Consider the following 25359-nt stretch of genomic DNA (forward strand, 5'->3'; position numbering starts at 1 on the left):
CCAGCGGCCGTTAAGCGTTGCGCGACTCCAGCTCCTTGAGCTTGATCTCGGCCAACGGATGTCCGGCCTTGGCCGCCATCTGCCACCAGCGCGCCGCCTCCGCAGCGTCAGGGGCCTTGCTCGGCGTGCCGGCAAGGCTGATCACACCGACCTGATAGGCGGCTTTGCCGTCCCCCGCCAACGCTGCAAGACGCAACAACCGTACGCCCTCTTCGCGGGCACCAAGGCCTTGGCCACGGAACGTCAGGATGTGGCCATAGAAGCTTTGTGCACCGACATCACCGAGGTTCGCCATGCGCGCAAACTGGCCTTCAAGCCAGCTCCAGCCGCGTGGCTGGCGGACAAACCATGACCAATGAAACAGCCGGCGTGCCAGCCAGTAACTGGCACGGGCTTTAAGTCGCCAGAGCATTCAGGCCTCCGCTGATTCGGGGTATTCGTACTCAAACACCCGCACCACTTCCGACGCATGCCACGACGCAGCAGCTACGCCATCGGATGGACCTGAGAATCGCCCCAGTCGCTCGACACATTCGAAGAACCCGGTGCGCGGCAAACGACTTGCCCCCTGACTGATCACCAGCGAGCTGCGCAGCGGCTGTTCGGCCTTCGCGTCCAGCGCGGCCAGATGTTCAAGTGCAGCGGTCAGGGTTTGCATAGCCGGCGTAGGCAGCTGCAAACGCTCAAGCAAAGCGCGATAAGTCAGAAGATGACGCTGCCGGCGGGCCTGATCCAGCTCGCCGAGTAAACCGTCCCAATGTTGACGACTGATGCGTACGCTCACGATTCATCCCTCCATCCCGGCACCGTTAATTCCCAGGCCAGACTGCGGCGAATCGCAGCGTCAGGTTGACGCTCGCCACTTTCGATCAAGGCCAGGTAAGACGGGCTGATGCCTACCGTGCGGGCCAGCGCCTCGATGGCGATGCCCTTCCCTTCGCGCAAACTGCGTAGTTGGTCCAGACCCGGCAGAACCTGGTCTGCTGCGGCCGCGTGACGGACTGTAGCTTCACGCGGTGGTTGTTCAGTGACGCCTGCTGCTTTCAATAACGCTTGATACTGAGCCCACGGCAAAACCGCGTATTCGGGTTCCCCATCGCGTGCAATTATCTGAATATCCATGACTACCCCGTAGGACAACAACACTTAGCGAGTCGGCACTTTTCCTTAGAAGTGTAATCCTAACAGCCGCCAAGGTCGCGAGGGGGGATCAATCTGTGGGGGAACCTGAATCAACTCAGGTTTTTTTTCGGGCCTTGCAGTTGCAATTGCTCCAGCGTATCGGGGAGACGCTCAACGATTGCGAGTTTTTCCGGAGATTGACGGTCGCGCCAGGCACGGAAAGCGCTCAGTTCGTCATCGAGGGTTTTCATCACCCAGGCCAGCACCGCGATGTCATCGAGCATGCCAAATACCGGAATGAAATCCGGAATGGCATCGAGCGGGCTGAGGAAGTACATCAGCCCCGCCACCACCGTCAGCATCGACTTGCGACTGATGTCCCGATACTCGCCGCGCCAGTACGCCAGGCACAATGCCTGCAGCAATCGCAGGTCGTCTTTAAGCTTACCCAAACGGTTGCCCTGGCTCGCACCTTTTCTGGCTACGGCGAACAACAGGGCCGGTAAACGCCCACGACTGAGCAACCTTCCAGCCAGGGGTAAAAATCGAGCAAAATTCCAGGGTGCTTTCATCATCCCTCCCGCTGAAATGTTATCCACACAAATTGTGGATAACCTTGTGAACAGAGCCGCTTTTCACGCCTTAAAGCCCCGTTTTACAAGGGCTCAACTCAGATCGGGCGTTTTTTACTCACATAAAAAAACCTAACATTTCATTGACTTGGCAACCCACTGCGTTTAGCTGCAGCACCATCAATGCCATGACTCCACTCCACGGCGTCCGTTCGCCTGGATTGTCGGCCACTGAACGCCAGATGCAACAACGCCCCGGATGAACGGGGCGTTGTTTTTATACCAGACGCTGATTACTTGGCGGCGCCTTGTTTTGCCGGATCTTTGATCGCCAGCAGTTCCAGGTCGAACACCAGCACCGAGTTGGCTGGGATTGCCGGGCTAGGGCTTTGTGCGCCGTAAGCCAGATCGCTAGGGATGTACAGTTTGTACTTCTCGCCTACGTGCATCAGTTGCAGACCTTCAACCCAACCCGGGATCACGCCGCTAACCGGCAGATCGATCGGGCTGCCGCGCTCGACGGAACTGTCGAAAACGGTGCCGTTGGTCAGAGTGCCGGTGTAGTGAACAGTCACTACGTCGGTCGGCTTAGGCTGAGGGCCGTCGGCCTTCTTGATCACTTCGTACTGCAGGCCGGAAGCGGTGGTAGTCACACCGGCTTTCTTGGCGTTGTCTTCGAGGAATTTCTTGCCGGCAGCCGCCGACTCTTCGCTCATTTTGGCCAGACGCTCTTCAGCGCGCTTTTGCAGCGCAGCGAAAGCTTCGACCAGTTCGTCATCCTTCAGCTTCTGATCTTTCTTGCCGATGGCATCTTCGATGCCTTGGGCTACGGCTTTGGAATCCAGGTCATCCATACCTTCCTGAGCCAGGCTCTTGCCCATGTTCAGGCCGATACCGTAGGAAGCTTTTTGCGCCGGGGTTTTCAGCTCAACGCTGGTCTGCGAGTCACAACCCGCGAGTACCAGGCTAACCAGGGCCACCGCCGCCGCCAACCGATGCTGTTTCATGCTATTTCCTTGTTCATGCGCCTAAAGGGCAATCGAGTAAAGCCGCGAGCTTATCAGGCCGCCACGACCAATGGCTACCGGCATGAGAGCAGGAAACCTCTGATAAGTTCAGGTCTTTTAACGCATTTTGCGAGCGGTGGTCGTGAAGCTTCTGTCAGCTTCTTCTCAGTACAGCAAATGCCCGTTCCTACAACGTCTGGCGTAATGGCCACTTGCCGTGAAATCAGGGCTGAGGCATAACAAGGCTACAAATCGACAAGGATGTTTATCTTGCGCCTTTTACTCCGTGTTCTGTATCTGGTACTCGCCCTGCTGGCAGTCGCTCTGGCGGTAGTCCTGTATTACGTCGCCAACCCGAAACTGCCGGTCTATGCGCCAGTCGAGCAGGTGCATTACCTCGAGCAGTGGGACGCCGCCGACCGCCAGACCTACTACTTCACGCCACAGGGCACGCAGGTCAAAGGCCTGCGCTACAACTGGTTCACAGCACTTGAATTGCCGTTCTCGGAGCAACGTTTTGCAGCGCCCGAATACCTGGCACGTTTCGGCTTTCTGGTGGATCCCGCCCAAAAAGCCACGCCAAACAACCCAGGCAACCTGCCAGTGGGTTTCGCCCGCCATCAGAATCCAGGCAGCAAAGAAGAGTTTCTGGATGTTACCTGCGCCGCCTGCCACACCGGCGAACTGCGATTCAAAGGCCAGGCGGTACGCATCGATGGCGGCTCGGCACAGCACGTATTGCCTTCCAGCGTACCGACTCTGCGCGGCGGCAGTTTCGGTCAGGCACTGGTCGCAAGCCTCGCCTCGACCTACTACAACCCCTGGAAATTCGAACGCTTCGCACGCAACGTGCTGGGTCAGGACTACGACACCCAACACTCACAACTGCGCCTGGACTTCAAATCCTCACTGGATACCTTCCTGCGCGCTGCCTGGAACGACACCCACCGCGGCCTCTATCCCACGGAGGAAGGTCCCGGCCGTACCGACGCTTTCGGACGTATCGCCAACGCCAGCTTCGGCGACGCTATCTCGCCAGAAAACTACCGAGTAGCCAATGCCCCGGTGGACTACCCGCAGTTGTGGGATATCTGGACCTTCGACTGGGTGCAGTGGAACGGCTCAGCCCAGCAACCCATGGCGCGCAACATCGGTGAAGCCCTGGGTGTCGGCGCGACGCTAAACTTCTTCGATGCCGCTGGCCAGCCGCTCAAGGGGGATGATCGTTACCCTTCCAGCGTTCGCGTACGTGATCTGCAACTGATCGAAGAAACCCTGAAGAGACTCAAGCCACCCGCCTGGCCCGAAGCGTTGCTCGGCAGCATCGACAAGCCTCTGGCCGCCAAGGGGCGCACGCTGTTCGTCGAAAACTGCGCCGGGTGCCATGTACCGAGCGTGGCCGAAGTCAACGGTCGACCTGAGCAGAAATTGAAGATGTTGCCGGTGGAAGTCATTGGCACCGACCCGGGTGCCGCCAACAACATCGCCGACCACCGTTTCAACCTGAGCGCGCTCAAGTGGGACTTGGGCGAGCTGGCGAAACTGGACGTCAAACTGCACCCCACACCCAAGGCGCCACTGGACCTGAGCAAGCTCTCGGTCGCCAAAGGGCTGGCCTACGTGACCGCTTTCGTTGAAAACCGCGCGTACCGTGACGCCAATGTCACACCTGAAGAACGCCCGAGCATGGATGGATTTGGCCTGCCGATTGGCGTGCGTGAGCTACGCGCCTACAAAGCGCGACCGCTGGCAGGCGTCTGGGCGACGCCACCCTTTCTGCACAACGGTTCAGTACCGAACCTCTACCAACTGCTCTCGCCGCAGGATGAGCGTGCAACTACCTTCTATAGAGGCACGTTTGAATATGACCCGCAGCACCTGGGTTATCGCACTGAAGCCTTCACCAACGGTTTTGTGTTCGATACGAGCATCACTGGCAACCACAACAGTGGTCACGAATTTCGTGCCGGCGAACGTGGCAATGGGGTCATTGGCCGCTTGCTGCAACCACAAGAGCGCTGGGCGTTACTCGAATACCTGAAGGTGCTGGGTGGCCCCTTGGAATCACAACTGCCATGACCATCGCCTCTGCAAAAAGGACTCGAGCATGTTGATCACTCTTTGGCTGCGCATCGGCGTATTGCTCGGCAAGACCCTGCTGATTTTGTTGGGCCTCGGTTTGCTGGGCTGGGCAGTGGCGACGGCCTGGTTCGCCTGGCATTACAGCGGCCCGGTCTCTGCCAAAGAGCACATTCCGGCCGGTGAAGCGGCAATGACGCAGGACATCATCCAGACCGCCGTGCGCATCGTCGACCAGCATCGCGAAAACACTCGCTACCTGCGTGATGCACATGCCAAGGCTCATGGCTGTGTGAAAGCCGAGGTCCAGGTGCTGGCAGATTTGACGCCTGAACTGCGCCAGGGTGTTTTTGCTGAAGCCGGCAAGACCTGGCAAGCCACCCTGCGACTGTCCAACGGTAACGCCTATCCACAATTCGACAGTGTCCGCGATGCCCGAGGCATGGCGATTAAATTGCTTGATGTGCCGGGGACGCAGTTGCTCAAGGATCAGCAAAGCCGTGGCGAGCAGGATTTCGTGATGTTCAGCCATCCCAACTTCTTCGTCAGCAATGTCGCCGAGTACCGTCAGAACATTGCCGCCCAAGCCGATGGCAAGCAGGTCACGGCATTCTTCCCGAGTTGGGATCCGCGTAGCTGGCAGGTTCGTCACCTGTTCATTGCCTTGGCGACGCTGGCGCCAGCACCGGCCAGCCCGACCCAGTCCACCTACTTCTCCGTCTCACCGTATAAATTCGGTACGGCCAACGCCAAGTTCCGCGTCGCTCCCGATCCGGACAGCTGCCCAACCTACGACTTGCCTGAGCAGAATCAAGCGCTGCCAAACTTCTTGCGCAGTGCACTCAATCAACAGCTGTCGACGGATCGGGTACCGGCGTGTTTTGTCTTGCAGATCCAGCGCCAGGACCCGACCAAGTACATGCCGATCGAAGACACCAGCATCGAATGGCGTGAAAGCGATGCACCGTTCGAAACCGTGGCACGGATCAAGATCCCCGCCCAGGACTTCGACACGCCAGCGCTGAACCTGCAATGCGACAATCAGTCCTTCAATCCCTGGTTTGGCCTGGAAGCTCATCGCCCTATCGGCGGCATCAATCGGCTACGCAAAGCGGTGTACGAAGCGGTCAGTGATTACCGTCACGCACGCAATGCCGAGCAATAGCCCATAAACGAAAAAAGCGACCCGAAGGTCGCTTTTCTATTAGAGGCAATGACTTAACAAAACCCCAGACAGCAAAAAGCCCGCATTAAGCGGGCTTTCTGTGGTGACCTGGCGTTCAGCGTTCCAGATTACCGAATATGGCGCAGCGGACGGGACTCGAACCCGCGACCCCCGGCGTGACAGGCCGGTATTCTAACCGACTGAACTACCGCTGCGCGTAGCGTTGAAAGTAAGTGGTGGGTGATGACGGGATCGAACCGCCGACATTCTGCTTGTAAGGCAGACGCTCTCCCAGCTGAGCTAATCACCCTTTACCTTCGTTGCGGGGCGCATTGTGCCACAAAAATTCATAACGTGCTGATTTAATTAAGAAAATTATTAAAAAAGCTGAATTTCAATGAAACAGTGCACTTCGCGTGGAACTCTTAAAGCAAAAAGCCCGCGTTAGCGGGCTTCCTGTGGTGACCTGGCGTTCAGCGTTCCAGATTACCGAATATGGCGCAGCGGACGGGACTCGAACCCGCGACCCCCGGCGTGACAGGCCGGTATTCTAACCGACTGAACTACCGCTGCGCGTAACACTGAATGCGAATGGTGGGTGATGACGGGATCGAACCGCCGACATTCTGCTTGTAAGGCAGACGCTCTCCCAGCTGAGCTAATCACCCTTCACGTTCGGTGTGGCGCGCATTCTACGGAGCAGTCCTACCTCTGGCAAGTACTTTTTAAAATAATTTTTTCAGGCCTTCCAAAGGCTTAGCTGAGGGTTGGCCTATGGCGCTGCGCGGAGAATAATGCCCCCCTTTGTATAAAGGAGAGACTCACCCCATGTGGTTCAAAAACCTGCTTATCTATCGCCTGACCCAAGATCTGCCTTTTGATGCTGAGGCGTTGGAAACTGCACTGGCCACCAAACTGGCGCGTCCATGTGCAAGCCAGGAGTTGACCACCTACGGTTTCGTCGCGCCGTTTGGCAAAGGCGAAGATGCACCGCTGGTGCATGTCAGCGGAGACTTCCTGCTGATCGCCGCGCGTAAGGAAGAACGCATTCTACCGGGCAGCGTCGTACGTGACGCACTCAAGGAGAAGGTCGAAGAGATCGAAGCCGAGCAGATGCGCAAGGTTTACAAAAAGGAACGGGACCAGATCAAGGATGAAATCATCCAGGCTTTCCTGCCTCGTGCCTTTATCCGTCGCTCGTCGACCTTTGCCGCCATCGCACCGAAACAGGGGCTGATCCTGGTCAACTCCGCGAGCCCGAAACGCGCCGAAGACCTGCTCTCCACCCTGCGTGAAGTGATCGGCACACTGCCGGTACGTCCGCTGACGGTAAAAATGTCCCCGACCGCCACCATGACTGAGTGGGTCACCACCCAGAAAGCCGCCGACGACTTCTTCGTCCTCGACGAATGCGAACTGCGCGACACTCACGAAGACGGCGGCATCGTTCGTTGCAAGCGTCAGGACCTGACCAGCGAAGAAATTCAGTTGCACCTGAGCACTGGCAAAGTGGTCACTCAGCTGTCCCTGGCCTGGCAAGACAAACTGTCTTTCGTCCTCGACGACAAGATGGTGGTCAAGCGCCTGAAGTTCGAAGACCTGCTGCAGGATCAGGCAGAACAGGACGGTGGCGATGAAGCCCTCGGCCAACTGGATGCCAGCTTCACGCTGATGATGCTGACCTTCGGCGAATTCCTTCCGGCGCTGGTTGAAGCCTTGGGTGGCGAAGAGACTCCGCAAGGTATCTAAGCCGTCGTGTGATTCTCAATGTGGGAGCGGGCTTGCTCGCGAAGAGGGACTGACATTCAACGATGATGTTGACTGACACTCCGCCTTCGCAAGCAAGCCCGCTCCCACATTGGAACTGCACTATTTTCGAAGACGAATAACAAGGAACAGGTCATGCGTGCATTGGCAGCACTGAGTCGTTTTGTCGGCAACACTTTCGCTTACTGGGTCTTGATCTTCGCCGTGGTGGCCTTCCTGCAACCCGCGTGGTTCATCGGCTTGAAAGGCGCGATCGTGCCGTTGCTGGGGCTGGTGATGTTCGGCATGGGCCTGACCCTCAAACTTGAAGACTTCGCTGAGGTCGCCCGCCATCCATGGCGCGTGGCACTCGGCGTGGTCGCACACTTCGTAATCATGCCCTGCGTGGCGTGGTTGCTCTGCCAGGCGTTCCACCTGCCGCCAGAAATTGCCGTCGGGGTGATTCTGGTCGGTTGCTGCCCGAGCGGCACCTCGTCGAACGTGATGACCTGGCTGGCCCGCGGTGACCTGGCACTGTCGGTGGCGATCGCCGCCGTCACCACCCTGCTCGCTCCATTGCTGACGCCGGCCCTGATCTGGCTGCTGGCTTCGGCCTGGTTGCCGGTCTCGTTCATGGACCTGTTCTGGTCGATCCTGCAAGTTGTGCTGTTGCCGATCGTGCTCGGTGTGGTCGCCCAGCGCCTGCTGGGTGATCGGGTTCGTCACGCGGTGGAGGTGCTGCCGCTGGTTTCGGTGGTGAGCATCGTGATCATCGTCGCCGCCGTTGTCGCCGCGAGTCAGGCCAAGATTGCCGAATCTGGCCTGCTGATCATGGCCGTGGTGATGCTGCATAACAGCTTCGGCTTCCTGCTGGGTTACTTCACCGGACGCGTGTTCAAGCTGCCGCTGGCGCAACGCAAATCCCTGGCACTGGAAGTCGGTATGCAGAACTCGGGGCTGGGCGCGGCGCTGGCCAGCGCACACTTCTCGCCGCTGGCGGCGGTGCCGAGTGCGCTGTTCAGCGTTTGGCACAACATTTCCGGGGCGTTGCTCTCGACGTATTTCCGCCGGATGAGCGAGAAACAGGACCGCGAACTCGCCACCCAACAAGTAACCGACTGACCCTGAAACTTGATCCCCAGGTTAATAATGGGCACTATAGTGCGCATCGCGAGGACGACCTTGCGGCTCGATCGAGTTACTAATCTGGGGACGACCCCGTCAATCGATGGAGGTTTTCATGCCTTGGATCATTCTGTTTTTCGCGGGTCTGTTTGAAGTCGGCTGGGCCGTTGGCCTGAAATACACCGACGGCTTCAGCCGCCCTCTTCCCACCGTCCTGACTGTCGGCGCCATGGTGATTAGCCTGGGGCTGCTGGGTCTGGCCATGAAGGATCTGCCGCTGGGCACCGCCTACGCCATCTGGACTGGCGTCGGCGCAGTCGGCACGGTCATCGCCGGGATCATCCTGTTTGGGGAATCCATGGCGCTGTTCCGCCTGGCCAGCGTCGCGCTGATCATTGCCGGGTTGGTCGGATTGAAAGTCAGCGCTTAGGCCTCTACCGCCATCGCGAGCAGGCTCGCTCCCACAATTGATCTGTGAACGACACAGAACCAATGTGGGAGCGAGCTTGCTCCGGGCGGCGTTCCGACGATGAGGCCGGCCAAAACATCAACTATCTAACGGTGCCACGCAATTCGCCGACCAACACTTGCAACTGCGCCGGCTGCGCGATCTCAACCGCCACCGCCGGCCCGGCCACCACGGTCACCCGCGACCAGAGTCGGTGGAACAAACCCTTGTTCGGATCGCGACTGAAGAAGCTGCCCCACAACCCTTGCAAGGCCAATGGAATCACCGGCACCGGCGTCTCTTCCAATATCCGCGTCAGCCCGCCCTTGAACTCATTGATCTCGCCATCCGCGGTCAACTTGCCTTCCGGGAAGATGCACACCAGCTCACCGTCCTTCAGGTACTGGGCGATACGTTTGAAAGCCCTTTCGTAAATCTGGATGTCTTCCTGGCGCCCGGCAATCGGAATCGTCCCGGCGGTACGGAAGATGAAGTTCAGTACCGGCAGGTTGTAGATCTTGTAATACATCACAAAGCGAATCGGCCGACGCACCGCGCCGCCAATCAGCAAGGCGTCGACGAACGACACGTGGTTGCAGACCAGCAATGCCGCGCCTTCATCAGGAATCAATTCGAGGTTGCGGTGCTGAACGCGGTACATGGAATGGCTGAGCAGCCAGATCATGAAACGCATGCTGAATTCGGGAACGATGCTGAAGATATAGGCGTTCACACCGATGTTCAGCAGCGACACCACCAGGAACAGCTGGGGAATGGACAGCTTGACGATGCTCAGCAGCACAATCGAGACAATCGCCGAGACCACCATGAACAGAGCGTTGAGGATGTTGTTGGCCGCGATCACCCGCGCCCGCTCGTTTTCGGCGGTGCGCGACTGAATCAATGCGTACAGCGGCACGATGTAGAAACCGCCGAAGATCCCCAGCCCGAGAATATCGAACAGCACCCACCATGTATGGCCAAAACCAAGCACTTCGATCCAGCCATGGCCTTGAATACTTTCCGGAATACCGCCGGAGTGCCACCAGAGCAGCAAGCCAAACACCGTCAGACCAAAGGAGCCAAACGGCACCAGACCGATCTCGACTTTGCGTCCGGAAAGTTTCTCGCAGAGCATCGAACCCAGTGCGATACCGACCGAGAACACCGTCAGAATCAGCGTCACCACGGTCTCGTCGCCGTGCATCCACTCTTTGGCGTAGGCCGGGATCTGCGTCAGGTAAATCGCCCCGACGAACCAGAACCACGAGTTGCCGACAATCGAACGTGAGACTGCGGGCGTTTGCCCCAGGCCCAGACGCAAGGTCGCCCAGGACTGACTGAAGATATTCCAGTTCAGTCGCAATTCAGGAGTGGACGCCGCAGCGCGCGGAATGCCGCGACTGGCGAGATAACCCAGCACCGCGACACCGATGATCGCCGTGGAGACAATCGGTGCGTAGTGACTGGACGACATCATGATCCCGGCACCGATGGTTCCGGCCAGAATCGCCAGGAAGGTGCCCATTTCCACCAGACCGTTACCGCCTACCAGTTCTTCTTCACGCAAGGCCTGCGGCAGGATCGAGTACTTCACCGGGCCGAACAGCGCCGAGTGAGTGCCCATGGCGAACAGTGCCACCAGCATCAGCGACAGGTGATCGAACAGGAAACCGACTGCGCCGACCGCCATGATCGCTATTTCACCGAGCTTGATCAGACGGATCAGCGCGTCCTTGGCGAACTTTTCGCCAAACTGCCCGGCCAGCGCCGAGAACAGAAAGAACGGCAGGATGAACAGCAGCGCACAAAGATTGACCCAGATCGAGCGGTCACCCTCGATCGTCAGCTTGTACAAAATGGCGAGGATCAGCGACTGCTTGAAGATGTTGTCGTTGAACGCCCCGAGGGACTGCGTAACAAAAAACGGCAGAAACCGCCGCTTGCGAAGCAAGGTGAACTGCGAAGGGTGGCTCATCTTCCATGTCCCTGTGTGGCTTGGATGCTCTTATTGGAATGTCGTACAGCGATCCAGGCCACAACCTTACCTAAACTTTGCGAATTATTTCGCTAATCCGGCAATACATGGCGAAACAAACAACTCACCGCGCCAGGCGCCTTGAACGGTGCGCTTGGAAACGATCAGCCACATAATCGCCAGCGCGACGACCAGTACGCAGCCAAAGATGCTGAAAAAGCTCAGGTTCAAGGTACTTGCCAACTTCAAAGTGGCCAGCGAGTAGACGCCCAGCGGGAAGGTAAACCCCCACCAGCCGAGGTTGAAGGGAATCCCGGCACGCAGGTAACGCAGGGTGATCAGTACCGCGATCAACATCCACCACAAACCGAAGCCCCACAGCGTAATCCCGGCGACCAAACCCAGCCCGGCGGCAATTTCACCGATACCCGGCAAACCGTTGGCGGCGAAGATCGCGGGGGCGTCGCTGCCCAGCAGCAACATGCCCAGCGCCCCGGTGCCGATCGGCCCCAGTGCCAGCCAGCTCGACGCCGCCATGTTTTCGTGGGGTAGTTTGTGCAGGGCCATGCGCAACAACAGGATGGTCAGGATGCTGAATGCCACCGGCAGCGAGAATGCCCACAACACATAGCTGGTTACCAACATCACCAGTTGCGAGTGGGCGTCAGCCAGATGCGGTGCAAGCAAACCGCCACTGGCCGCCGCGACTTCCGCGGCCACTACTGGCAGCAGCCAGACAGCGGTCATCTGGTCGATGCTGTGTTCCTGACGGGTAAACATCATGTATGGAATCAATACGCCGCAGGCCAGCGACATGGCGACATCCAGCCACCACAGCACCTCGGCCACGTGCACAACGCCCTCCCCCCAGCGCGGCAGACCGAACAGCAGGAAGCCATTGATGATGGTCGCCAGGCCCATGGGAATGGTGCCGAAAAACATCGAAACCGTGGAGTGGCCAAAAATCCGTCGCGCTTCATCGAAGAAAAACGCCCAGCGTGCGGCATACAACCCGCTGAACAACAGAAACAGGAAAATGTTGAACATCCACAGGCCTTCGGCGAAGGCATGCAGGCCAGGTATCGACACCGGCAATTGGGCGAGTGCCAGGGCCAGAACCCCGGTGCCCATGGTCGCGGCGAACCAGTTGGGGGTGAACTGGCGAATCGCTTCGCGAGGATGCTGCAAATGGCTCAAAGGCCGGTTAACGGGTTTGTTGCTGCTGGGGCATTGCATGGCGAACTCCTGTCCTCGGGTGAGGTGGAACTCATGGTAGAACCAAATAGAATATCTATATAACGGGTAATATCTCTAACTGTTATCTGTTTTGCAGATATAGACATTAAGCACTCCATTCCGTCTCAATCACCAATACTCGCGCCACGCCTTGCGGATGGGCGACGTGTTCGGTGCCAACCGCTGCATAAAAGATGTCACCAACCTCCAACAGCGTAACCTGCTCGACGCCATTCTCCCGATAGCGCATCTGCACCTGACCATCGAGCACGACGAACACTTCCTGGCCGTCGTTGACGTGCCATTTGTAGGGCTGATCGGTCCAGTGCAACCGGGTGGTGATGCCGTTCATGTTGGCGATATCCAGCGCCGCCCAGGCACGGTCACCGGTGAAGGATTTGCTGCGAATGATCTTCATGAGGGTTCAATCCTTCGAATGAGAACAGAGCCAAGGCTAACGCATGAGCGCGAAGACGTCTCGACCCAGCTAGGCCTCGCACAGTTCGGCCTGACGCTGGCGCATCAACCCAAACAAGGCGCCGAGCGAAAGCACGATCAATACCGCGCCATAGCCATCGGTGGTGGCGATCAGGCCGAAGGTCCGGGTCAGGTTGCCTGCCAACAGCGACGGCAGGCAGAACGCCAGGTAACTCAGCACATAGAACGCCGACATCAAACCCGCGCGCTCATGGGGCAAGGCCAGCGGCACCACGCTGCGCAAGGCACCGAGAAAACCGGCGCCAAAACCACTGCCGGCCACCAGGGTCGCGAAGAAGAACAGCGGCAGACTGGCGCTGTGCACGGCCGTCAGAATCAGGGCGATGCCGATCGCTAATAAGCTCGCGCCCAAGCGCAGGACTTTGTCTGCCGGGCGATTGCGCAACGAGAAGATCATCAGTGCGCCGCTGACCGTCAACACGGCCACCAGACTTCCGCCAATCAGGTTCGAGGTCGAACCGGTTGCCGCACGCACCAGCGATGGTGCCAACGACAGGAAGAATCCACCCACTGCCCAGACCGCCACATCCACCGGCAGCGCCAGCCACAGCGCCTGTCGCGCCTGAGGTGGCACATGCAAGGTGGGACGCAGCGACGCCCAGGCGCCGGGTTGCCGACTGACGCTTTCGGGCAGACGCCAAACATACAGCGCTTGCATCAGGAACAGCCCGAACAGAATCCAGTAGGCCAACCGCAACGGTTGCGGCGCGTATTCCGCCAGCAACCCGCTACCCAATGCTCCGCACGCCATGCCCAGCAGCGGTGCGACGCTGTTCACCAGAGGTCCTTGCTGCCGGTCAGTATCGAGCAAGGCTGCGCCGAGTACGCTGGTGGCCATGCCGGTGGCGAAACCCTGAAGCACACGCGCGGCAATCAGCCAGGCCACGCTGTCGGCGTTGATAAACAGCAGCATCGCCAGCATATCCAGCAGTAACGCAGCGAAGATCACCGGTTTGCGCCCCAGATGATCCGACAGCGAGCCGACCGTCAGCAGCGCCGCCAGCAGGCTCAAGGCATACACCCCGAAAATCAGCGTCAGGGTCGCCGGAGAAAACTGCAGCGCCTCCTGGTACAGGTGATAAAGCGGCGTTGGCGCACTGGAAGCGGCGAGAAAACTCAGTAAGGTGATCGCCAGGAACACCAGACTGGAACGGTTTGAGACAGAACTGGACATGGACACACTCCGCAAAAGCTAAGTTTTTGCTTTTGTTTTTGCTTTTGCTTTTGCTTTTGCTTTTGCTTTTGCTTTTGCTTTTGCTTTTGCTTTTGCTTTTGCTTTTGCTTTTGCTTTTGCTTTTGCTTTTGCGGAGTGTGCGACTGGCTTCGACTTAAAGCAAATTCTTTGTGTTAAGGTCTGCTGCATGGCTATTAAAGAAGCGTTACGCCCCGGCGGCCGAAGTGCCCGGGTGCAGGAATCAATTCATTCGGCAGTGCGCGAACTCCTCGAAGAGCAGGAACGTTCAACCGTGACCGTGCCGCAAATCGCCGCCCGCGCTGGCGTTACACCGTCGACGATCTACCGACGTTGGGGCGATTTGTCGGCACTGTTGGCCGACGTCGCGCTGGCACGCATGCGCCCTGACAGCGAACCGGCCAACACTGGCAGCCTGCGTAGCGATCTGCGCGCCTGGGCCGAGCAGTATCTGGACGAAATGAGTTCGGAGCCCGGCCGCAACATGATGCGCGACGTGCAATCGAGCGCCACGCCGGGGTATTGCGTGAGCATTCTCAGCGGGCAGTTGCAGACGATTCTGGATCGTTATCCGGATGAGCCGAAGCCAAGTGTCGACCGACTGATCAACATGGTGGTGGCGCCGACGGTGTTCCGCATCCTGTTCGCATCGGCAGCGCTTGAGGTTGAAGAGTTGCATCGGTTGATCGATATTGCACTGGCCCCGTAGGAGCTGCCGAAGGCTGCGATCTTTGCAATCGTCGCAACCGCAAGATCAAAAGATCGCAGCCTTCGGCAGCTCCTACGGGGGAGATTACGATCTACCGCGAAAACACGGTCTGTATCCACCCTGCGACACCCCGCCACGCCACGACCTTGGTCGACGCTGACTAACCGTGAAGCTCGTGCGAGACTGTCAGACCGGGCTTGCCTCCCGGGTGTCTTTTGCCTGGAGTTCCCATGTCGCTGTCCAGCGGGCTGATTGCCACCGTCGCCCTGGCCTATATGGCCGTCATGTTCGCCATCGCCTTTTACGGCGACCGCCGCCGCGCGCCTCTGCCGCCGCGAATGCGTGCCTGGGTGTACAGTCTGTCGCTGGCGGTCTATTGCACCAGTTGGACATTCTTTGGCGCTGTCGGTCAGGCGGCCGAACAACTCTGGTCGTTTTTGCCGATTTATCTGGGACCGATCCTGCTGCTGGTGTGCGCGCCCTGGGTCCTGCAAAAAATGGTGATGATCAGCAAGCAGGAAAACATCACCTCGATTGCCGACTTTATCGCCGCCCGCTACGGCAAATCACAATCGCTGGCGGTGGTGGTGGCGCTGATCTGTCTGGTGGGCGTGCTGCCCTACATCGCCCTGCAGCTTAAAGGCATCGTCCTCGGGGTAAACCTGTTGATCGGCGCAGGCCCCGACGCCATGGGCACCCGCGCCCAGGACACCGCGCTGATCGTGTCGCTGATTCTGGCGCTGTTCACCATCGTCTTCGGCACCCGCAACCTTGATGCTACGGAACACCACCGAGGCATGGTGCTGGCGATTGCCTTCGAAGCGCTGGTCAAGCTGTTCGCCTTCCTCGCGGTCGGCGCCTTCGTCACTTATGGTTTGTACGACGGTTTCGACGACCTGTTCGATCAGGCCATGCTCGCACCGCGCCTGGAGGAATACTGGAAAGAAACCATCAACTGGCCATCGATGGTGGTGCAGACCGGCGTGGCGATGATGGCGATCATCTGCCTGCCCCGACAGTTCCATGTGACCGTGGTGGAGAACATCGAACCACAGGATTTGCGCCTGGCGAAATGGGTGTTCCCGGCTTATCTGGCACTGGCCGCACTGTTCGTGGTGCCGATTGCGCTGGCCGGGCAAATGATACTGCCAAGCTCGGTACTGCCCGACTCCTTCGTGATCAGCCTGCCACTGGCCCAGGCCCATCCGGCACTGGCGCTGCTGGCGTTTATCGGTGGCGCGTCCGCCGCCACCGGCATGGTCATCGTCGCCAGCGTGGCACTGTCGACCATGGTCTCCAACGACATGCTGCTGCCGTGGTTGCTGCGCCGGAAAAACGCCGAGCGGCCGTTCGAGGTGTTCCGCTATTGGATGCTCTCAGTGCGGCGGGTGAGCATCGTGGCGATTCTGCTGCTGGCCTATGTTTCCTATCGCCTGCTCGGTTCGACCGCCAGTCTGGCCACCATCGGGCAGATCGCTTTCGCCGCCGTGACCCAACTGGCGCCGGCAATGCTCGGCGCGCTGTACTGGAAACAGGCTAACCGCCGCGGGGTGTTCGCCGGTCTCGCCGCCGGGACGTTCCTCTGGTTCTACACTTTGATTCTGCCGATCGCCGCCAACAGCCTGGGCTGGTCGCTGCACAGCTTCCCGGGGCTGGGCTGGCTGCACGGCAATCCGCTGAACCTGCCGATTACCCCGCTGACCCAGGGCGTGGTGCTGTCGCTGGCCGGTAACTTCACCTTGTTCGCCTGGGTTTCGGTGCTGTCCCGTACACGGGTCTCGGAACACTGGCAGGCCGGGCGTTTCATTGGTCAGGAGATCAGCGCACGACCGAGCGCCCGTTCGATGCTGGCGGTGCAAATCGACGATCTGCTGCAACTCGCGGCGCGTTTTGTCGGCGAAGAACGGGCACAGCAGAGCTTCATCCGCTTCGCCTATCGTCAGGGCAAAGGCTTCAACCCGAATCAGAATGCCGACGGTGAATGGATCGCTCACACCGAGCGTTTGCTCGCCGGTGTACTGGGCGCTTCATCGACCCGTGCAGTAGTAAAAGCGGCCATTGAAGGTCGGGAAATGCAGCTCGAGGACGTGGTGCGAATCGCCGACGAAGCCTCGGAAGTTCTGCAATTCAACCGTGCCTTGCTGCAGGGCGCGATCGAGAACATCACCCAAGGCATCAGCGTGGTCGACCAGTCGCTCAAACTGGTGGCCTGGAATCGTCGCTACCTGGAACTGTTCAACTACCCGGACGGCTTGATCAGCGTCGGCCGGCCGATTGCCGACATCATTCGCTACAACGCCGAACGTGGTCTGTGCGGCCCCGGCGAAGCGGAAGTCCACGTTGCCCGGCGTCTGCACTGGATGCGTCAGGGGCGCGCTCACACCTCGGAGCGGTTGTTCCCCAACGGTCGGGTGATCGAGCTGATCGGCAATCCAATGCCGGGTGGCGGGTTTGTCATGAGTTTCACCGACATCACCGCGTTCCGCGAGGCCGAGCAGGCGCTGACCGAGGCCAACGAGGGCCTGGAGCGGCGCGTCACCGAGCGCACCCATGAACTGTCGCAACTGAACGTCGCGCTGACCGAAGCCAAAGGTACCGCCGAGTCAGCCAACCAGTCGAAAACCCGTTTCCTCGCGGCGGTCAGTCACGACCTGATGCAGCCTTTGAACGCCGCACGACTGTTCTCGGCCGCCCTCTCCCACCGGGACGACGACCTCTCCAGCGAGGCCCGGCAACTGGTGCAGCATCTGGACAGTTCATTGCGCTCGGCCGAGGACTTGATCAGCGACCTGCTCGACATCTCGCGCCTGGAAAACGGCAAGATCAATCCGGATCGCAAACCGTTTGTGCTCAACGATTTGTTCGACGCCCTCGGCGCCGAATTCAAGGCTTTGGCGCAGGAGCAAGGGCTGAAATTTCGCCTTCGTGGCAGTCGCTTGCGGGTCGACAGCGATATCAAACTGCTGCGACGGATTCTGCAAAACTTCCTGACCAACGCCTTCCGCTACGCCAAAGGCCCGGTGCTGCTGGGTGCGCGGCGCAGGGGCGATCACCTGTGCCTGGAGGTCTGGGACCGAGGCCCGGGGATTCCGGAAGACAAGCGCCAAGTGATTTTCGAAGAGTTCAAGCGCCTCGACAGCCACCAGACCCGCGCCGAAAAAGGCCTGGGCCTGGGCCTGGCGATTGCCGACGGCTTGTGCCGTGTGCTCGGCCATCAACTGCAAGTGCGTTCCTGGCCAGGCAAAGGCAGCGTGTTCAGCGTCAGCGTGCCACTGGCCCACGCGCAAACCAGCGCGCCGAGTAAAATTGCCAAGCTCAATGGCCGACTACCGACAGGCGCGCAGGTGCTGTGTATCGATAACGAAGACAGCATTCTGATTGGCATGAACAGCCTGCTCTCGCGCTGGGGGTGTCAGGTGTATACCGCACGCAATCGCGATGAGTGTGCGGCACTGCTCAGCGACGGCATGCGCCCACAACTGGCGCTGGTCGATTACCACCTCGACAATGGCGAAACCGGCACCGAGTTGATGGCCTGGCTACGCACCCAACTGGGTAAGCCGGTGCCAGGTGTGGTGATCAGTGCTGACGGGCGACCGGAGATGGTTGCCCAGGTGCATGCTGCGGGTCTGGAATACCTGCCGAAACCGGTGAAACCGGCGGCATTGCGGGCGTTGTTGAGTCGGCATTTGCCGTTGTAATGAAGACGAGATCGCAGCCTGCGGCAGCTCCTACGCCACCTGATTCAGATTTGTAGGAGCTGCCGCAGGCTGCGATCTTTTGATTTATTCCGGCAACTCGACCAACCCATCGACATCGGTCATCGCCCGCTCCAGCAGATCCGCCGGCAAGCTTTTGCTGGCCCGTGCGCCGAGCAATTTGAGCTGCTCGCTGCGGCTGACCAGATTGCCGCGGCCTTCCGTCAGCTTGTTACGTGCGGCGCTGTAGGCTTTGTCCAACTGCTGCAAGCGACTGCCGACCTCGTCCAGATCCTGAATAAACAGCACGAACTTGTCGTACAGCCAACCCGCGCGCTCGGCGATTTCCCGGGCGTTCTGGCTCTGACGCTCCTGCTTCCACAGGCTGTCGATGACGCGCAACGTGGCCAGTAAGGTGGTCGGACTGACGATGACGATATGGCGATCGAAGGCTTCCTGAAACAGATTCGGCTCAGCCTGCAATGCTGCGGAAAAAGCTGCCTCGATGGGCACGAAGAGCAACACGAAATCCAGGCTGTGCAGACCGTCCAGCCGCTTATAGTCCTTATCGGACAGGCCTTTGACGTGATTACGCAGCGACAGAACATGTTGTTTCAGCGCCGCTTGGCCAATCGCGTCGTCGTCAGCCGCCACGTATTGCTGATAGGCCGTCAGGCTGACTTTGGAGTCGACCACCACCTGCTTGTCGCCCGGTAGGTAAATCAGCACGTCGGGCTGGAAGCGCTCGCCATCCGGCCCCTTGAGGCTGACTTGAGTCTGGTACTCGCGCCCCTTCTCCAGACCCGCGTGTTCCAGCACTCGCTCGAGAATCAACTCGCCCCAATTGCCCTGGGTTTTCTGTCCCTTGAGCGCTCGCGTGAGGTTGGTCGCCTCGTCGCTCAGGCGCAGGTTCAGTTGTTGCAGACGCTCCAGCTCCTTTGCCAGCGAGAAGCGCTCGCGGGCTTCAGCCTGATAGCTTTCCTCGACGCGTTTCTCGAAGGATTGAATGCGTTCTTTCAACGGGTCGAGCAACTGCCCCAAACGCTGCTGGCTGGTTTCGGCAAAGCGCTGCTCGCGCTCATCGAAAATCTTCCCGGCCAGCTCGGCAAACTGCGCCCGCAGCTCGTCCCGCGAGCCTTGCAGGTCGCTCAGGCGCTGCTGATGGCTTTCTTGCTGCTCACGCAGCTCGGCATTCAGTGACGCAGCCTGAGCGTCCAGCCGCCGCAACTCGGTTTCTTTACTGCTGCGTTCAAGGTTCCAGGCATGGGCCGCGTCACGGGCGTTGTCGCGCTCGATCTGCAACAGCTCGACTTCACGGCGCACAGCAGCCAGATCGGCTTGCTTGGCGGCGTTGGCCTGGCTCAGATCACTGATTTCATCGCGGCAGGCATCGAGTTGCGCATTAAGACCGTCCTGCGCCAATTGCGCAGTACTCAAGCGCTCTTCAAGCAGCGAGAGCTCGGACTGCCCGGTGCTCAGGCGCCGCTGCAGTTGCCACGCCAACACCAACAACGGCAGCGCAGCACCCGCCAGGCCGAGCAATACACTGGTCAAGTCCATAGCCATGACGACTCCTGCCATTGAATTAAAGCTCGAAGGTTAACCAAGCCATCAGGGCTTGGACAGCTCAGTCTTCGATCTGACCTAGTTCCCGCTGGGCGCGCCGGTCGCCGGCACGCGCGGCCTGGCGCAGCAGGTCCTGGCCAATACGACGATCGCGGGCATTACCGCATTCGCGGCACATCAATTGCCCCAGACGACTTTGCGCAGCCACTACCCCTTCACGGGCAGGAGCCTTGAGCAAACGCCCGGCGAAATGTTTGACGTTGGAGTTATTGTCCAGGCGAGGACTGTCGAGAAGCCATTCGGCGACTCGCATCGAAAAACGCTTGGGAGGAGTAACACCCGAGGGTGCAGAGGTAACGGAGGTTGATACTGAGCGAAACTTCATAAAGCACTGTGGGACAGATCGGAAGGCGCGCCACTCTACTCTTTTTTTCGTACGGGTAAAGTCGAAAAAAAGCCGGTACGCCCGTCCTAGAGCAAGCGCTCGGGACAATCCACAGAAGCTGTGGATAACTCAGTGGACAACCCTCTTTGAACTCGCCAGAAGCCCTGTGGAATGGGGCCCGCAGTCAAACTGACGATTTTTTCACCAGTAAAAAAAAGCGATGTTTTTCATTGACTTAAATTTCCACTACAGGCACCCACTGCGCTTGAAGGTGAAATGACAGGCGGGTGACAGCCCGCGCAACTAATGTGCACAAGTACCTTTGGGGTGGTTATATCGCCGCCCTTTTTTTGTGCGTTTTGTAGGAAATCAGTAGCAACCAGCCTCACTGCACCTGCGTTTCAAGGGAGATGATGGCTGACGCCGCCGGGCACTTAGCGACCCAATTGTGTGCTTTACTGTTGCCGCGATGTTTTACCCGCGACTGCAGATGCTCCAGGTACGGCAAATTCCCGCCTGCGAGCAGAGCGGTTCAAGCATGTGCAAAAGTTTTTTCGCCTAACACACTTCCTTTCTTGAATTCAATCCGTTAGTATCCGCGGCGTTAGTACCAAGCTGAAAGTCAATTCTGGTCGAACAACTCCTGCGGTATACCTTCCTTAAAGAGAAGCCTCTACCGACATCACGGGATCGACCACCTCGATGGTTTCCAGGTAACGCTTGCGACAACACTGCCTTTGAATCGAATGCAAAGGGTGTTGCGAAGCTCACTTACTCTGACCGAACCAACCTGCAAATTGATCAGGATCTTCACCCCGGGCCCAGAACCTTTGCCCTTGATGTGCTGCCTGCCCTCCTAAGTACCTACCTGCCGGCCCAAGCGCGCAAAAATCATAGCGCTTCAACTGGCTGCTTTGTTCCAGTCAGGTTCTTCGTTCGATCAATGGTGATCAACGTTACTGGAACGTTTTAACGTTGCACGGTTCTTATCCGTGTCATTTGTAGGAACACCCAATAACCATGTCTACTCAAATCCATACTCAGGATGCCATTCGCACCCTAACCAACGCTTTTGCACCAATGAACTGCCTGATCATGGCTGCTCGCAAAGGCTGCTTCAGCTTCACTCTGGTCAACGAACACGGCATCGCTCGTCACAGCGAACGCCTGTACCCCGATCAATACTCCAGCGCCGAACCGCTGCAGGCCGTGATCGAGCGTACCCGTCAGGCACTGGTTGCCTGAAACGCCAGAAAAGCTGAAAACCTCAAGAGCCCTGCCCAAAAAGCAGGGCTTTTTATTGCCTGATATTTCTCCATTCGTTGCACCGGCTTAAGCACCAAGCGATATAACGGTTATAACTCGATGCCGGAAATATTTTAAAAACAGTCCTTTACGGCAGGAATATGACACTACACTTCAACTCAAGCGGCTTGATCCGCTTTCGGCGATCCTGAACCGATCCAGCGCTGCCAAGCTCCCTTTCAGGAATCGCCCCCACTTCAAGTTTCGAGGGCTTTATGGGTATCGCCGCCAGCGAACTGTGCCGTTATGTGATCCGTCCGACATTGATCTACCTCGGGCGCCACAGCACGACAGCCGAATCCCTGCTATTGGGCGTTGCTGCCAGTCAGTCCGCTCTCGGTTCCGCCCTGCATGACCGCCGCGGGCATGGCCTGTACCGGATTGCCGAACCTCGCCACCAGGCGCTTTGGGACCACTACCTGGCGCTGGACCCGGAACGCGCGAGCCTGGTTCGGGGCCTCGCCAGTCAGCATGCATTTCTCAGCGGCCCGCACCTGGAACTGACCGTCAACCTGCGCTACGCCACCGCCATCGCCTGGCTATTAATAGAAGAACAAAACACCCCGCTCCCCGAGGCTGATGACCTGCTGGGTATGGCCCGAATCTGGCGCCAGACCTTCCAGCCGCAAGGTCGTCTTCGCGACTTCACCTGTGCCTGGCAAACCTGTGTGTCACCTCTGAATCAGATCGCCTGTTAACCGCGCAATTTGCAAGATCGCGCATATAGACGCGAACCTGGTCTGATTGTCCTACAAAAGCGCTCTATCTCAAGCCATACAGCCTATGGCGCTGGAACGAAAATGTTGGTAATTTTCGCCCCGGTGATCACCAGGAGTTCTAATAATGAAAAAAGTAATGCTCAAAACCACCCTTAGCCTCGCCGTTGCCTTGGCATCCACCCAGATCTTCGCAAGTGGCTTTGCCCTCAACGAACAGAGCATCAGTGGGATGGGGACTGGTTATGCGGGACGCTCTTCATCTGCCGATGATGCAAGTACTGTATTTGGCAACCCTGCCGGCATGTCGCGTATCAAGCGCCAGGAAGTCACTGGCGGGCTGGCAGCCATCGATGCTTCGAGCGATATCAAAGACGCCCAGGGCGCCCATCCGGGTACCAACAAGGGCGACATGGTGCCATTCACAGCCGTTCCGATGGGCTATTACGTCAAGCCGATTGATGATCACTGGGCATTCGGCCTCGGTGTCTATGCACCTTTTGGTCTGATTACCAACTATGAAAGTGGCTTCCAGGGTGGCGGCTTCGGCAGCAAGAGTGAAGTCAAGGTTGTAACCTTCCAACCTACCGTCAGCTACGCCTTTAACGACATCGTATCGATCGGTTTCGGCCCGACCATTAACCGCATAGGCGGCACTCTCGAGTCGGATGTACCTCTTTTTGGCGATACCCACGTCAAAATCAAAGGGGACGATACCGCTCTGGGCTACAACTTCGGGGTCCTGGTACAAGCCACCGACACAACTCGCGTCGGCCTGACCTATCACTCGAAAGTGAAATACAATCTCGAAGGTCACACCGATATCACCGCAGGCGCAAATGCTCCTTCCGCCTTCCTGCAAAGCAATCGGTACGATGCTTCGCTGAAAATCGAAACACCTGAATCGGTCGACTTTTCCGTGACACAACAGCTGACGGATGCGTGGACCCTGTATGCAGGTTCCACCTGGACTCGCTGGAGCCGTCTGAAAAACATCACCGTCAACAACGATGGTGTAACTGCGGCACAAGGCGGTGCATTGTCCCCTGCCCTGTTCGGCACGATCACCGAAGAGCAGAACTGGCGCAATACCTGGGCCTACGCCATCGGTACTTCCTACCAGCTGAACAAGCAGTGGGTATTGCGCACTGGTCTGACCTTCGACCAGTCGCCTACCAACAATACTGACCGTTCCCCACGTATTCCTACGGGTGACCGCACGGTCTTCAGCCTTGGCGCTGGCTACAACGTCACCGATGATCTGACTATCGACGTCGCCTACTCCTACCTCAAGGAAAAAGCTGTCACGGTGAATAACTCCAATCAGGTAGACAGTTACAGAGCCAAGTACGAAAACAGCGCCAATGGTTTTGGTGTCGGCGCGACCTACCGCTTCTGATTCACGGCGAGCCCGAACAGCTCACCCGCTGAATTGAAAAAGCCCCGCACTCTTGTACAGAGGCGGGGCTTTTTAGTGGACGCTCAGCAGGTCCCCATACCCAACTGCATCAGTGCCAGACCACCCTGATGCCAGCCCCACCAGGCCAGCGCCAACAACAGCGCGCCAGCACCGGCTGCGGCGAACCATGCTCCGACATTGTTCATGCCGCACTCGCCTGCACTTGCAACCGCGCCACCGGGCGCTCGCGCACGGGCCAGTTCAAGGCTGCCGCCAACAGACTCAGAAGAATCGCCACTTGCCAGATCAAGTCATAGTTTCCTGTTCGATCGTAAACCACCCCACCCAACCAGCCTCCGAGGAACGAGCCCAACTGGTGAAAGAGGAAAACGATACCACCGAGCATAGAGAGGTTTCGCACACCAAACAGCGTCGCTACCGTGCCGTTGGTCAAAGGCACCGTCGATAACCAGAGAAACCCCATGGCCATGCCGAACAGATAAGCCGTGGTTTGCGTCACGGGAACCCAGATGAACAGACCGATCACCACCGCACGCAGCAAGTAGAGACCAGTCAAAAGACGCGGTTTGGACATGCGCCCGCCGAGCCAGCCTGCGGTGTAAGTACCGAAGATATTGAACAGGCCAATCAACGCCAGCACCGTGGTGCCGACGCTGGCGGGCAGATGCTGATCGACCAGATAGGCCGGCAAATGCACGCCGATAAACACCACTTGGAAACCACAGACAAAAAAGCCGAACGCCAGCAGCCAGAAACCTGAGTGCGAACACGCCTCGCGCAGGGCTTCGGACAGGGTCTGCTCATGACCGAGCACTGGCAGCGGTTTGTCCTTGAGCATGCTGACCAGCGGCACAATCAGCGCCACCAGCATTCCCAGCACCAGAAGCGCGGTCGACCAACCGAGCCAGCCGATCAACCCCAGCGTGCCAGGCAACATGGCGAACTGGCCAAAGGAGCCAGCAGCACTGGCGATGCCCATGCCCATGCTGCGTTTCTCCGGTGGCACGGCACGTCCCACCACGCCAAGAATCACCGAGAACGAGGTACCGGACAGACCGATGCCGATCAACAGCCCGGCACTCAACGACAGCGACCAGGCCGAATCGGACAAGCCCATGAACACCAGCCCCACGGCGTACAGCACGCCACCGACCAGCACCACTTTCGCCGCGCCGAAGCGATCCGCCAAGGCACCCGTGAATGGCTGAGCCAGCCCCCAGATCAGGTTTTGCAGGGCGATGGCAAAGGCGAACACTTCACGCCCCCAGCCGAACTGCGCACTCATCGGCGGCAGAAACAGCCCGAAGCCATGTCGCACGCCAAGCGACAACGCAAGAATCAGTGCGCTCCCAAGTAGAACCCAACCGCTGGTACGCCACATCGATGTCATTC

Annotated in this window: 24 protein-coding genes and 4 tRNA genes; 10 read left to right on the forward strand and 18 right to left on the reverse strand. The window is 58.6% G+C overall.

What is annotated here, in order from left to right; all coding sequences use genetic code 11:
- Positions 1 to 10: 10 nt before the first annotated feature.
- The 5 genes from ACIPIN_RS11715 to ACIPIN_RS11735 form a co-directional block, all read right to left on the reverse strand.
- The gene (locus ACIPIN_RS11715; protein ID WP_401118611.1) at positions 11 to 412 is read right to left on the reverse strand and encodes a sel1 repeat family protein; all 402 of its coding nucleotides are present in this window, start codon (positions 410 to 412) and stop codon (positions 11 to 13) included.
- Positions 413 to 784 (reverse strand): hypothetical protein, encoded by a 372-nt coding sequence (locus ACIPIN_RS11720; protein WP_003223109.1) that lies wholly within the window; start codon positions 782 to 784, stop codon positions 413 to 415.
- Entirely contained in the window at positions 781 to 1122 is a 342-nt protein-coding gene (locus ACIPIN_RS11725) for a helix-turn-helix domain-containing protein (protein ID WP_019693067.1), read from the reverse strand. The genes ACIPIN_RS11720 and ACIPIN_RS11725 overlap by 4 nt, the downstream gene beginning before the upstream one ends.
- A 110-nt stretch (positions 1123 to 1232) precedes the next feature.
- Entirely contained in the window at positions 1233 to 1694 is a 462-nt protein-coding gene (locus tag ACIPIN_RS11730; protein ID WP_401118612.1) for a YkvA family protein, read from the reverse strand.
- Between the two features lie 293 nt (positions 1695 to 1987).
- Positions 1988 to 2701: an FKBP-type peptidyl-prolyl cis-trans isomerase gene (locus ACIPIN_RS11735; RefSeq protein ID WP_401118614.1), complete on the reverse strand. Its 714-nt coding sequence runs from the start codon at positions 2699 to 2701 to the stop codon at positions 1988 to 1990.
- 270 nt (positions 2702 to 2971) lie between these two features.
- On the opposite strand from ACIPIN_RS11735, the gene ACIPIN_RS11740 reads away from it, so the two are divergent.
- Together ACIPIN_RS11740 and ACIPIN_RS11745 are read left to right on the forward strand one after the other, a co-directional pair.
- Complete coding sequence (locus ACIPIN_RS11740; RefSeq protein ID WP_401118616.1) at positions 2972 to 4780, forward strand: di-heme-cytochrome C peroxidase; 1809 nt, start codon at positions 2972 to 2974, stop codon at positions 4778 to 4780.
- A 28-nt stretch (positions 4781 to 4808) separates the two neighbouring features.
- Positions 4809 to 5945, forward strand: coding sequence for a catalase family protein (locus ACIPIN_RS11745; protein ID WP_401118618.1), 1137 nt, complete (start codon positions 4809 to 4811; stop codon positions 5943 to 5945).
- A gap of 138 nt (positions 5946 to 6083) precedes the next feature.
- Here ACIPIN_RS11745 and ACIPIN_RS11750 read toward each other — a convergent pair.
- From ACIPIN_RS11750 to ACIPIN_RS11765, 4 genes are all read right to left on the reverse strand, one after another.
- Positions 6084 to 6160 (reverse strand) — tRNA-Asp (locus ACIPIN_RS11750).
- A 19-nt stretch (positions 6161 to 6179) separates the two neighbouring features.
- Positions 6180 to 6255, reverse strand: a tRNA-Val gene (locus ACIPIN_RS11755).
- Positions 6256 to 6441: 186 nt separating this feature from the next.
- Positions 6442 to 6518: transfer RNA gene (locus ACIPIN_RS11760), tRNA-Asp, on the reverse strand.
- 19 nt (positions 6519 to 6537) lie between these two features.
- Positions 6538 to 6613 (reverse strand) — tRNA-Val (locus ACIPIN_RS11765).
- A gap of 160 nt (positions 6614 to 6773) precedes the next feature.
- Between ACIPIN_RS11765 and rdgC the strand changes: the two genes are divergently transcribed.
- The 3 genes from rdgC to sugE all read left to right on the forward strand — a co-directional run bounded on the left by rdgC (position 6774) and on the right by sugE (position 9246).
- On the forward strand, positions 6774 to 7694 hold the full coding sequence (gene rdgC / locus ACIPIN_RS11770; RefSeq protein ID WP_401118621.1) for a recombination-associated protein RdgC: 921 nt from the start codon (positions 6774 to 6776) through the stop codon (positions 7692 to 7694).
- Positions 7695 to 7847: 153 nt separating this feature from the next.
- Positions 7848 to 8813: a bile acid:sodium symporter family protein gene (locus ACIPIN_RS11775; protein WP_401118623.1), complete on the forward strand. Its 966-nt coding sequence runs from the start codon at positions 7848 to 7850 to the stop codon at positions 8811 to 8813.
- A gap of 118 nt (positions 8814 to 8931) precedes the next feature.
- Positions 8932 to 9246 (forward strand): quaternary ammonium compound efflux SMR transporter SugE, encoded by a 315-nt coding sequence (sugE, locus tag ACIPIN_RS11780; RefSeq protein WP_123426861.1) that lies wholly within the window; start codon positions 8932 to 8934, stop codon positions 9244 to 9246.
- A gap of 121 nt (positions 9247 to 9367) precedes the next feature.
- On the opposite strand, the gene ACIPIN_RS11785 is transcribed toward sugE, so the two are convergent.
- From ACIPIN_RS11785 to ACIPIN_RS11805, 5 genes are all read right to left on the reverse strand, one after another.
- Positions 9368 to 11242 (reverse strand): MFS transporter, encoded by a 1875-nt coding sequence (locus ACIPIN_RS11785; RefSeq protein ID WP_401118625.1) that lies wholly within the window; start codon positions 11240 to 11242, stop codon positions 9368 to 9370.
- A gap of 84 nt (positions 11243 to 11326) precedes the next feature.
- Entirely contained in the window at positions 11327 to 12478 is a 1152-nt protein-coding gene (locus tag ACIPIN_RS11790) for a TDT family transporter (RefSeq protein ID WP_401118627.1), read from the reverse strand.
- 106 nt (positions 12479 to 12584) lie between these two features.
- Positions 12585 to 12896 carry a cupin gene (locus ACIPIN_RS11795; RefSeq protein ID WP_401118629.1) on the reverse strand — a complete coding sequence of 104 codons (312 nt, stop codon included), beginning with the start codon at positions 12894 to 12896 and terminating at the stop codon, positions 12585 to 12587.
- 69 nt (positions 12897 to 12965) lie between these two features.
- On the reverse strand, positions 12966 to 14150 hold the full coding sequence (locus ACIPIN_RS11800) for an MFS transporter (RefSeq protein ID WP_401118631.1): 1185 nt from the start codon (positions 14148 to 14150) through the stop codon (positions 12966 to 12968).
- 18 nt (positions 14151 to 14168) lie between these two features.
- Positions 14169 to 14339 carry a hypothetical protein gene (locus tag ACIPIN_RS11805; protein WP_401118632.1) on the reverse strand — a complete coding sequence of 57 codons (171 nt, stop codon included), beginning with the start codon at positions 14337 to 14339 and terminating at the stop codon, positions 14169 to 14171.
- Here ACIPIN_RS11805 and ACIPIN_RS11810 point away from each other — a divergent pair.
- A complete protein-coding gene (locus ACIPIN_RS11810; protein WP_401118635.1) occupies positions 14338 to 14877 on the forward strand; it encodes a TetR/AcrR family transcriptional regulator in 540 nt (179 codons plus the stop codon). The two genes, ACIPIN_RS11805 and ACIPIN_RS11810, sit on opposite strands and share 2 nt — an antisense overlap.
- Before the next feature lie 230 nt (positions 14878 to 15107).
- Positions 15108 to 18578 (forward strand): NahK/ErcS family hybrid sensor histidine kinase/response regulator, encoded by a 3471-nt coding sequence (locus ACIPIN_RS11815; protein WP_401118637.1) that lies wholly within the window; start codon positions 15108 to 15110, stop codon positions 18576 to 18578.
- Between the two features lie 84 nt (positions 18579 to 18662).
- Here the strand turns inward: ACIPIN_RS11815 and rmuC are convergent, their stop codons facing one another.
- A complete protein-coding gene (gene rmuC, locus ACIPIN_RS11820) occupies positions 18663 to 20027 on the reverse strand; it encodes a DNA recombination protein RmuC (RefSeq protein ID WP_401118693.1) in 1365 nt (454 codons plus the stop codon).
- 175 nt (positions 20028 to 20202) lie between these two features.
- On the reverse strand, positions 20203 to 20526 hold the full coding sequence (locus ACIPIN_RS11825; protein ID WP_401118639.1) for a sel1 repeat family protein: 324 nt from the start codon (positions 20524 to 20526) through the stop codon (positions 20203 to 20205).
- Positions 20527 to 21546: 1020 nt separating this feature from the next.
- Between ACIPIN_RS11825 and ACIPIN_RS11830 the strand changes: the two genes are divergently transcribed.
- The 3 genes from ACIPIN_RS11830 to ACIPIN_RS11840 all read left to right on the forward strand — a co-directional run bounded on the left by ACIPIN_RS11830 (position 21547) and on the right by ACIPIN_RS11840 (position 23946).
- On the forward strand, positions 21547 to 21771 hold the full coding sequence (locus ACIPIN_RS11830; protein ID WP_007898912.1) for a hypothetical protein: 225 nt from the start codon (positions 21547 to 21549) through the stop codon (positions 21769 to 21771).
- Positions 21772 to 22046: 275 nt separating this feature from the next.
- Entirely contained in the window at positions 22047 to 22529 is a 483-nt protein-coding gene (locus ACIPIN_RS11835) for a hypothetical protein (RefSeq protein ID WP_071553927.1), read from the forward strand.
- A 145-nt stretch (positions 22530 to 22674) separates the two neighbouring features.
- The gene (locus ACIPIN_RS11840) at positions 22675 to 23946 is read left to right on the forward strand and encodes an OmpP1/FadL family transporter (protein WP_401118641.1); all 1272 of its coding nucleotides are present in this window, start codon (positions 22675 to 22677) and stop codon (positions 23944 to 23946) included.
- 83 nt (positions 23947 to 24029) lie between these two features.
- Here ACIPIN_RS11840 and ACIPIN_RS11845 read toward each other — a convergent pair whose 3' ends face one another.
- Together ACIPIN_RS11845 and ACIPIN_RS11850 are read right to left on the reverse strand one after the other, a co-directional pair.
- Complete coding sequence (locus tag ACIPIN_RS11845; RefSeq protein ID WP_401118643.1) at positions 24030 to 24152, reverse strand: hypothetical protein; 123 nt, start codon at positions 24150 to 24152, stop codon at positions 24030 to 24032.
- The gene (locus ACIPIN_RS11850; RefSeq protein WP_401118646.1) at positions 24149 to 25357 is read right to left on the reverse strand and encodes an MFS transporter; all 1209 of its coding nucleotides are present in this window, start codon (positions 25355 to 25357) and stop codon (positions 24149 to 24151) included. Before ACIPIN_RS11850 ends, ACIPIN_RS11845 begins: the two co-directional genes overlap by 4 nt.
- Between the last annotated feature and the right edge of the window lie 2 nt (positions 25358 to 25359).

The sequence above is a fragment of the Pseudomonas sp. NPDC087697 genome, from assembly GCF_044743155.1.
Classification (GTDB): Bacteria; Pseudomonadota; Gammaproteobacteria; order Pseudomonadales; family Pseudomonadaceae; genus Aquipseudomonas.

Coding starts and splice junctions, on each gene's coding strand:
- ACIPIN_RS11715 (WP_401118611.1), bottom strand. CDS start 412: ATGCTCTGGCGACTTAAAGCCCGTGCCAGTTACTGGCTGGCACGCCGG.
- ACIPIN_RS11725 (WP_019693067.1), bottom strand. CDS start 1,122: ATGGATATTCAGATAATTGCACGCGATGGGGAACCCGAATACGCGGTT.
- ACIPIN_RS11730 (WP_401118612.1), bottom strand. CDS start 1,694: ATGAAAGCACCCTGGAATTTTGCTCGATTTTTACCCCTGGCTGGAAGG.
- ACIPIN_RS11735 (WP_401118614.1), bottom strand. CDS start 2,701: ATGAAACAGCATCGGTTGGCGGCGGCGGTGGCCCTGGTTAGCCTGGTA.
- ACIPIN_RS11745 (WP_401118618.1), top strand. CDS start 4,809: ATGTTGATCACTCTTTGGCTGCGCATCGGCGTATTGCTCGGCAAGACC.
- rdgC (WP_401118621.1), top strand. CDS start 6,774: ATGTGGTTCAAAAACCTGCTTATCTATCGCCTGACCCAAGATCTGCCT.
- ACIPIN_RS11775 (WP_401118623.1), top strand. CDS start 7,848: ATGCGTGCATTGGCAGCACTGAGTCGTTTTGTCGGCAACACTTTCGCT.
- sugE (WP_123426861.1), top strand. CDS start 8,932: ATGCCTTGGATCATTCTGTTTTTCGCGGGTCTGTTTGAAGTCGGCTGG.
- ACIPIN_RS11785 (WP_401118625.1), bottom strand. CDS start 11,242: ATGAGCCACCCTTCGCAGTTCACCTTGCTTCGCAAGCGGCGGTTTCTG.
- ACIPIN_RS11790 (WP_401118627.1), bottom strand. CDS start 12,478: ATGCAATGCCCCAGCAGCAACAAACCCGTTAACCGGCCTTTGAGCCAT.
- ACIPIN_RS11795 (WP_401118629.1), bottom strand. CDS start 12,896: ATGAAGATCATTCGCAGCAAATCCTTCACCGGTGACCGTGCCTGGGCG.
- ACIPIN_RS11800 (WP_401118631.1), bottom strand. CDS start 14,150: ATGTCCAGTTCTGTCTCAAACCGTTCCAGTCTGGTGTTCCTGGCGATC.
- ACIPIN_RS11810 (WP_401118635.1), top strand. CDS start 14,338: ATGGCTATTAAAGAAGCGTTACGCCCCGGCGGCCGAAGTGCCCGGGTG.
- ACIPIN_RS11805 (WP_401118632.1), bottom strand. CDS start 14,339: ATGCAGCAGACCTTAACACAAAGAATTTGCTTTAAGTCGAAGCCAGTC.
- ACIPIN_RS11815 (WP_401118637.1), top strand. CDS start 15,108: ATGTCGCTGTCCAGCGGGCTGATTGCCACCGTCGCCCTGGCCTATATG.
- ACIPIN_RS11825 (WP_401118639.1), bottom strand. CDS start 20,526: ATGAAGTTTCGCTCAGTATCAACCTCCGTTACCTCTGCACCCTCGGGT.
- ACIPIN_RS11830 (WP_007898912.1), top strand. CDS start 21,547: ATGTCTACTCAAATCCATACTCAGGATGCCATTCGCACCCTAACCAAC.
- ACIPIN_RS11835 (WP_071553927.1), top strand. CDS start 22,047: ATGGGTATCGCCGCCAGCGAACTGTGCCGTTATGTGATCCGTCCGACA.
- ACIPIN_RS11840 (WP_401118641.1), top strand. CDS start 22,675: ATGAAAAAAGTAATGCTCAAAACCACCCTTAGCCTCGCCGTTGCCTTG.
- ACIPIN_RS11845 (WP_401118643.1), bottom strand. CDS start 24,152: ATGAACAATGTCGGAGCATGGTTCGCCGCAGCCGGTGCTGGCGCGCTG.
- ACIPIN_RS11850 (WP_401118646.1), bottom strand. CDS start 25,357: ATGACATCGATGTGGCGTACCAGCGGTTGGGTTCTACTTGGGAGCGCA.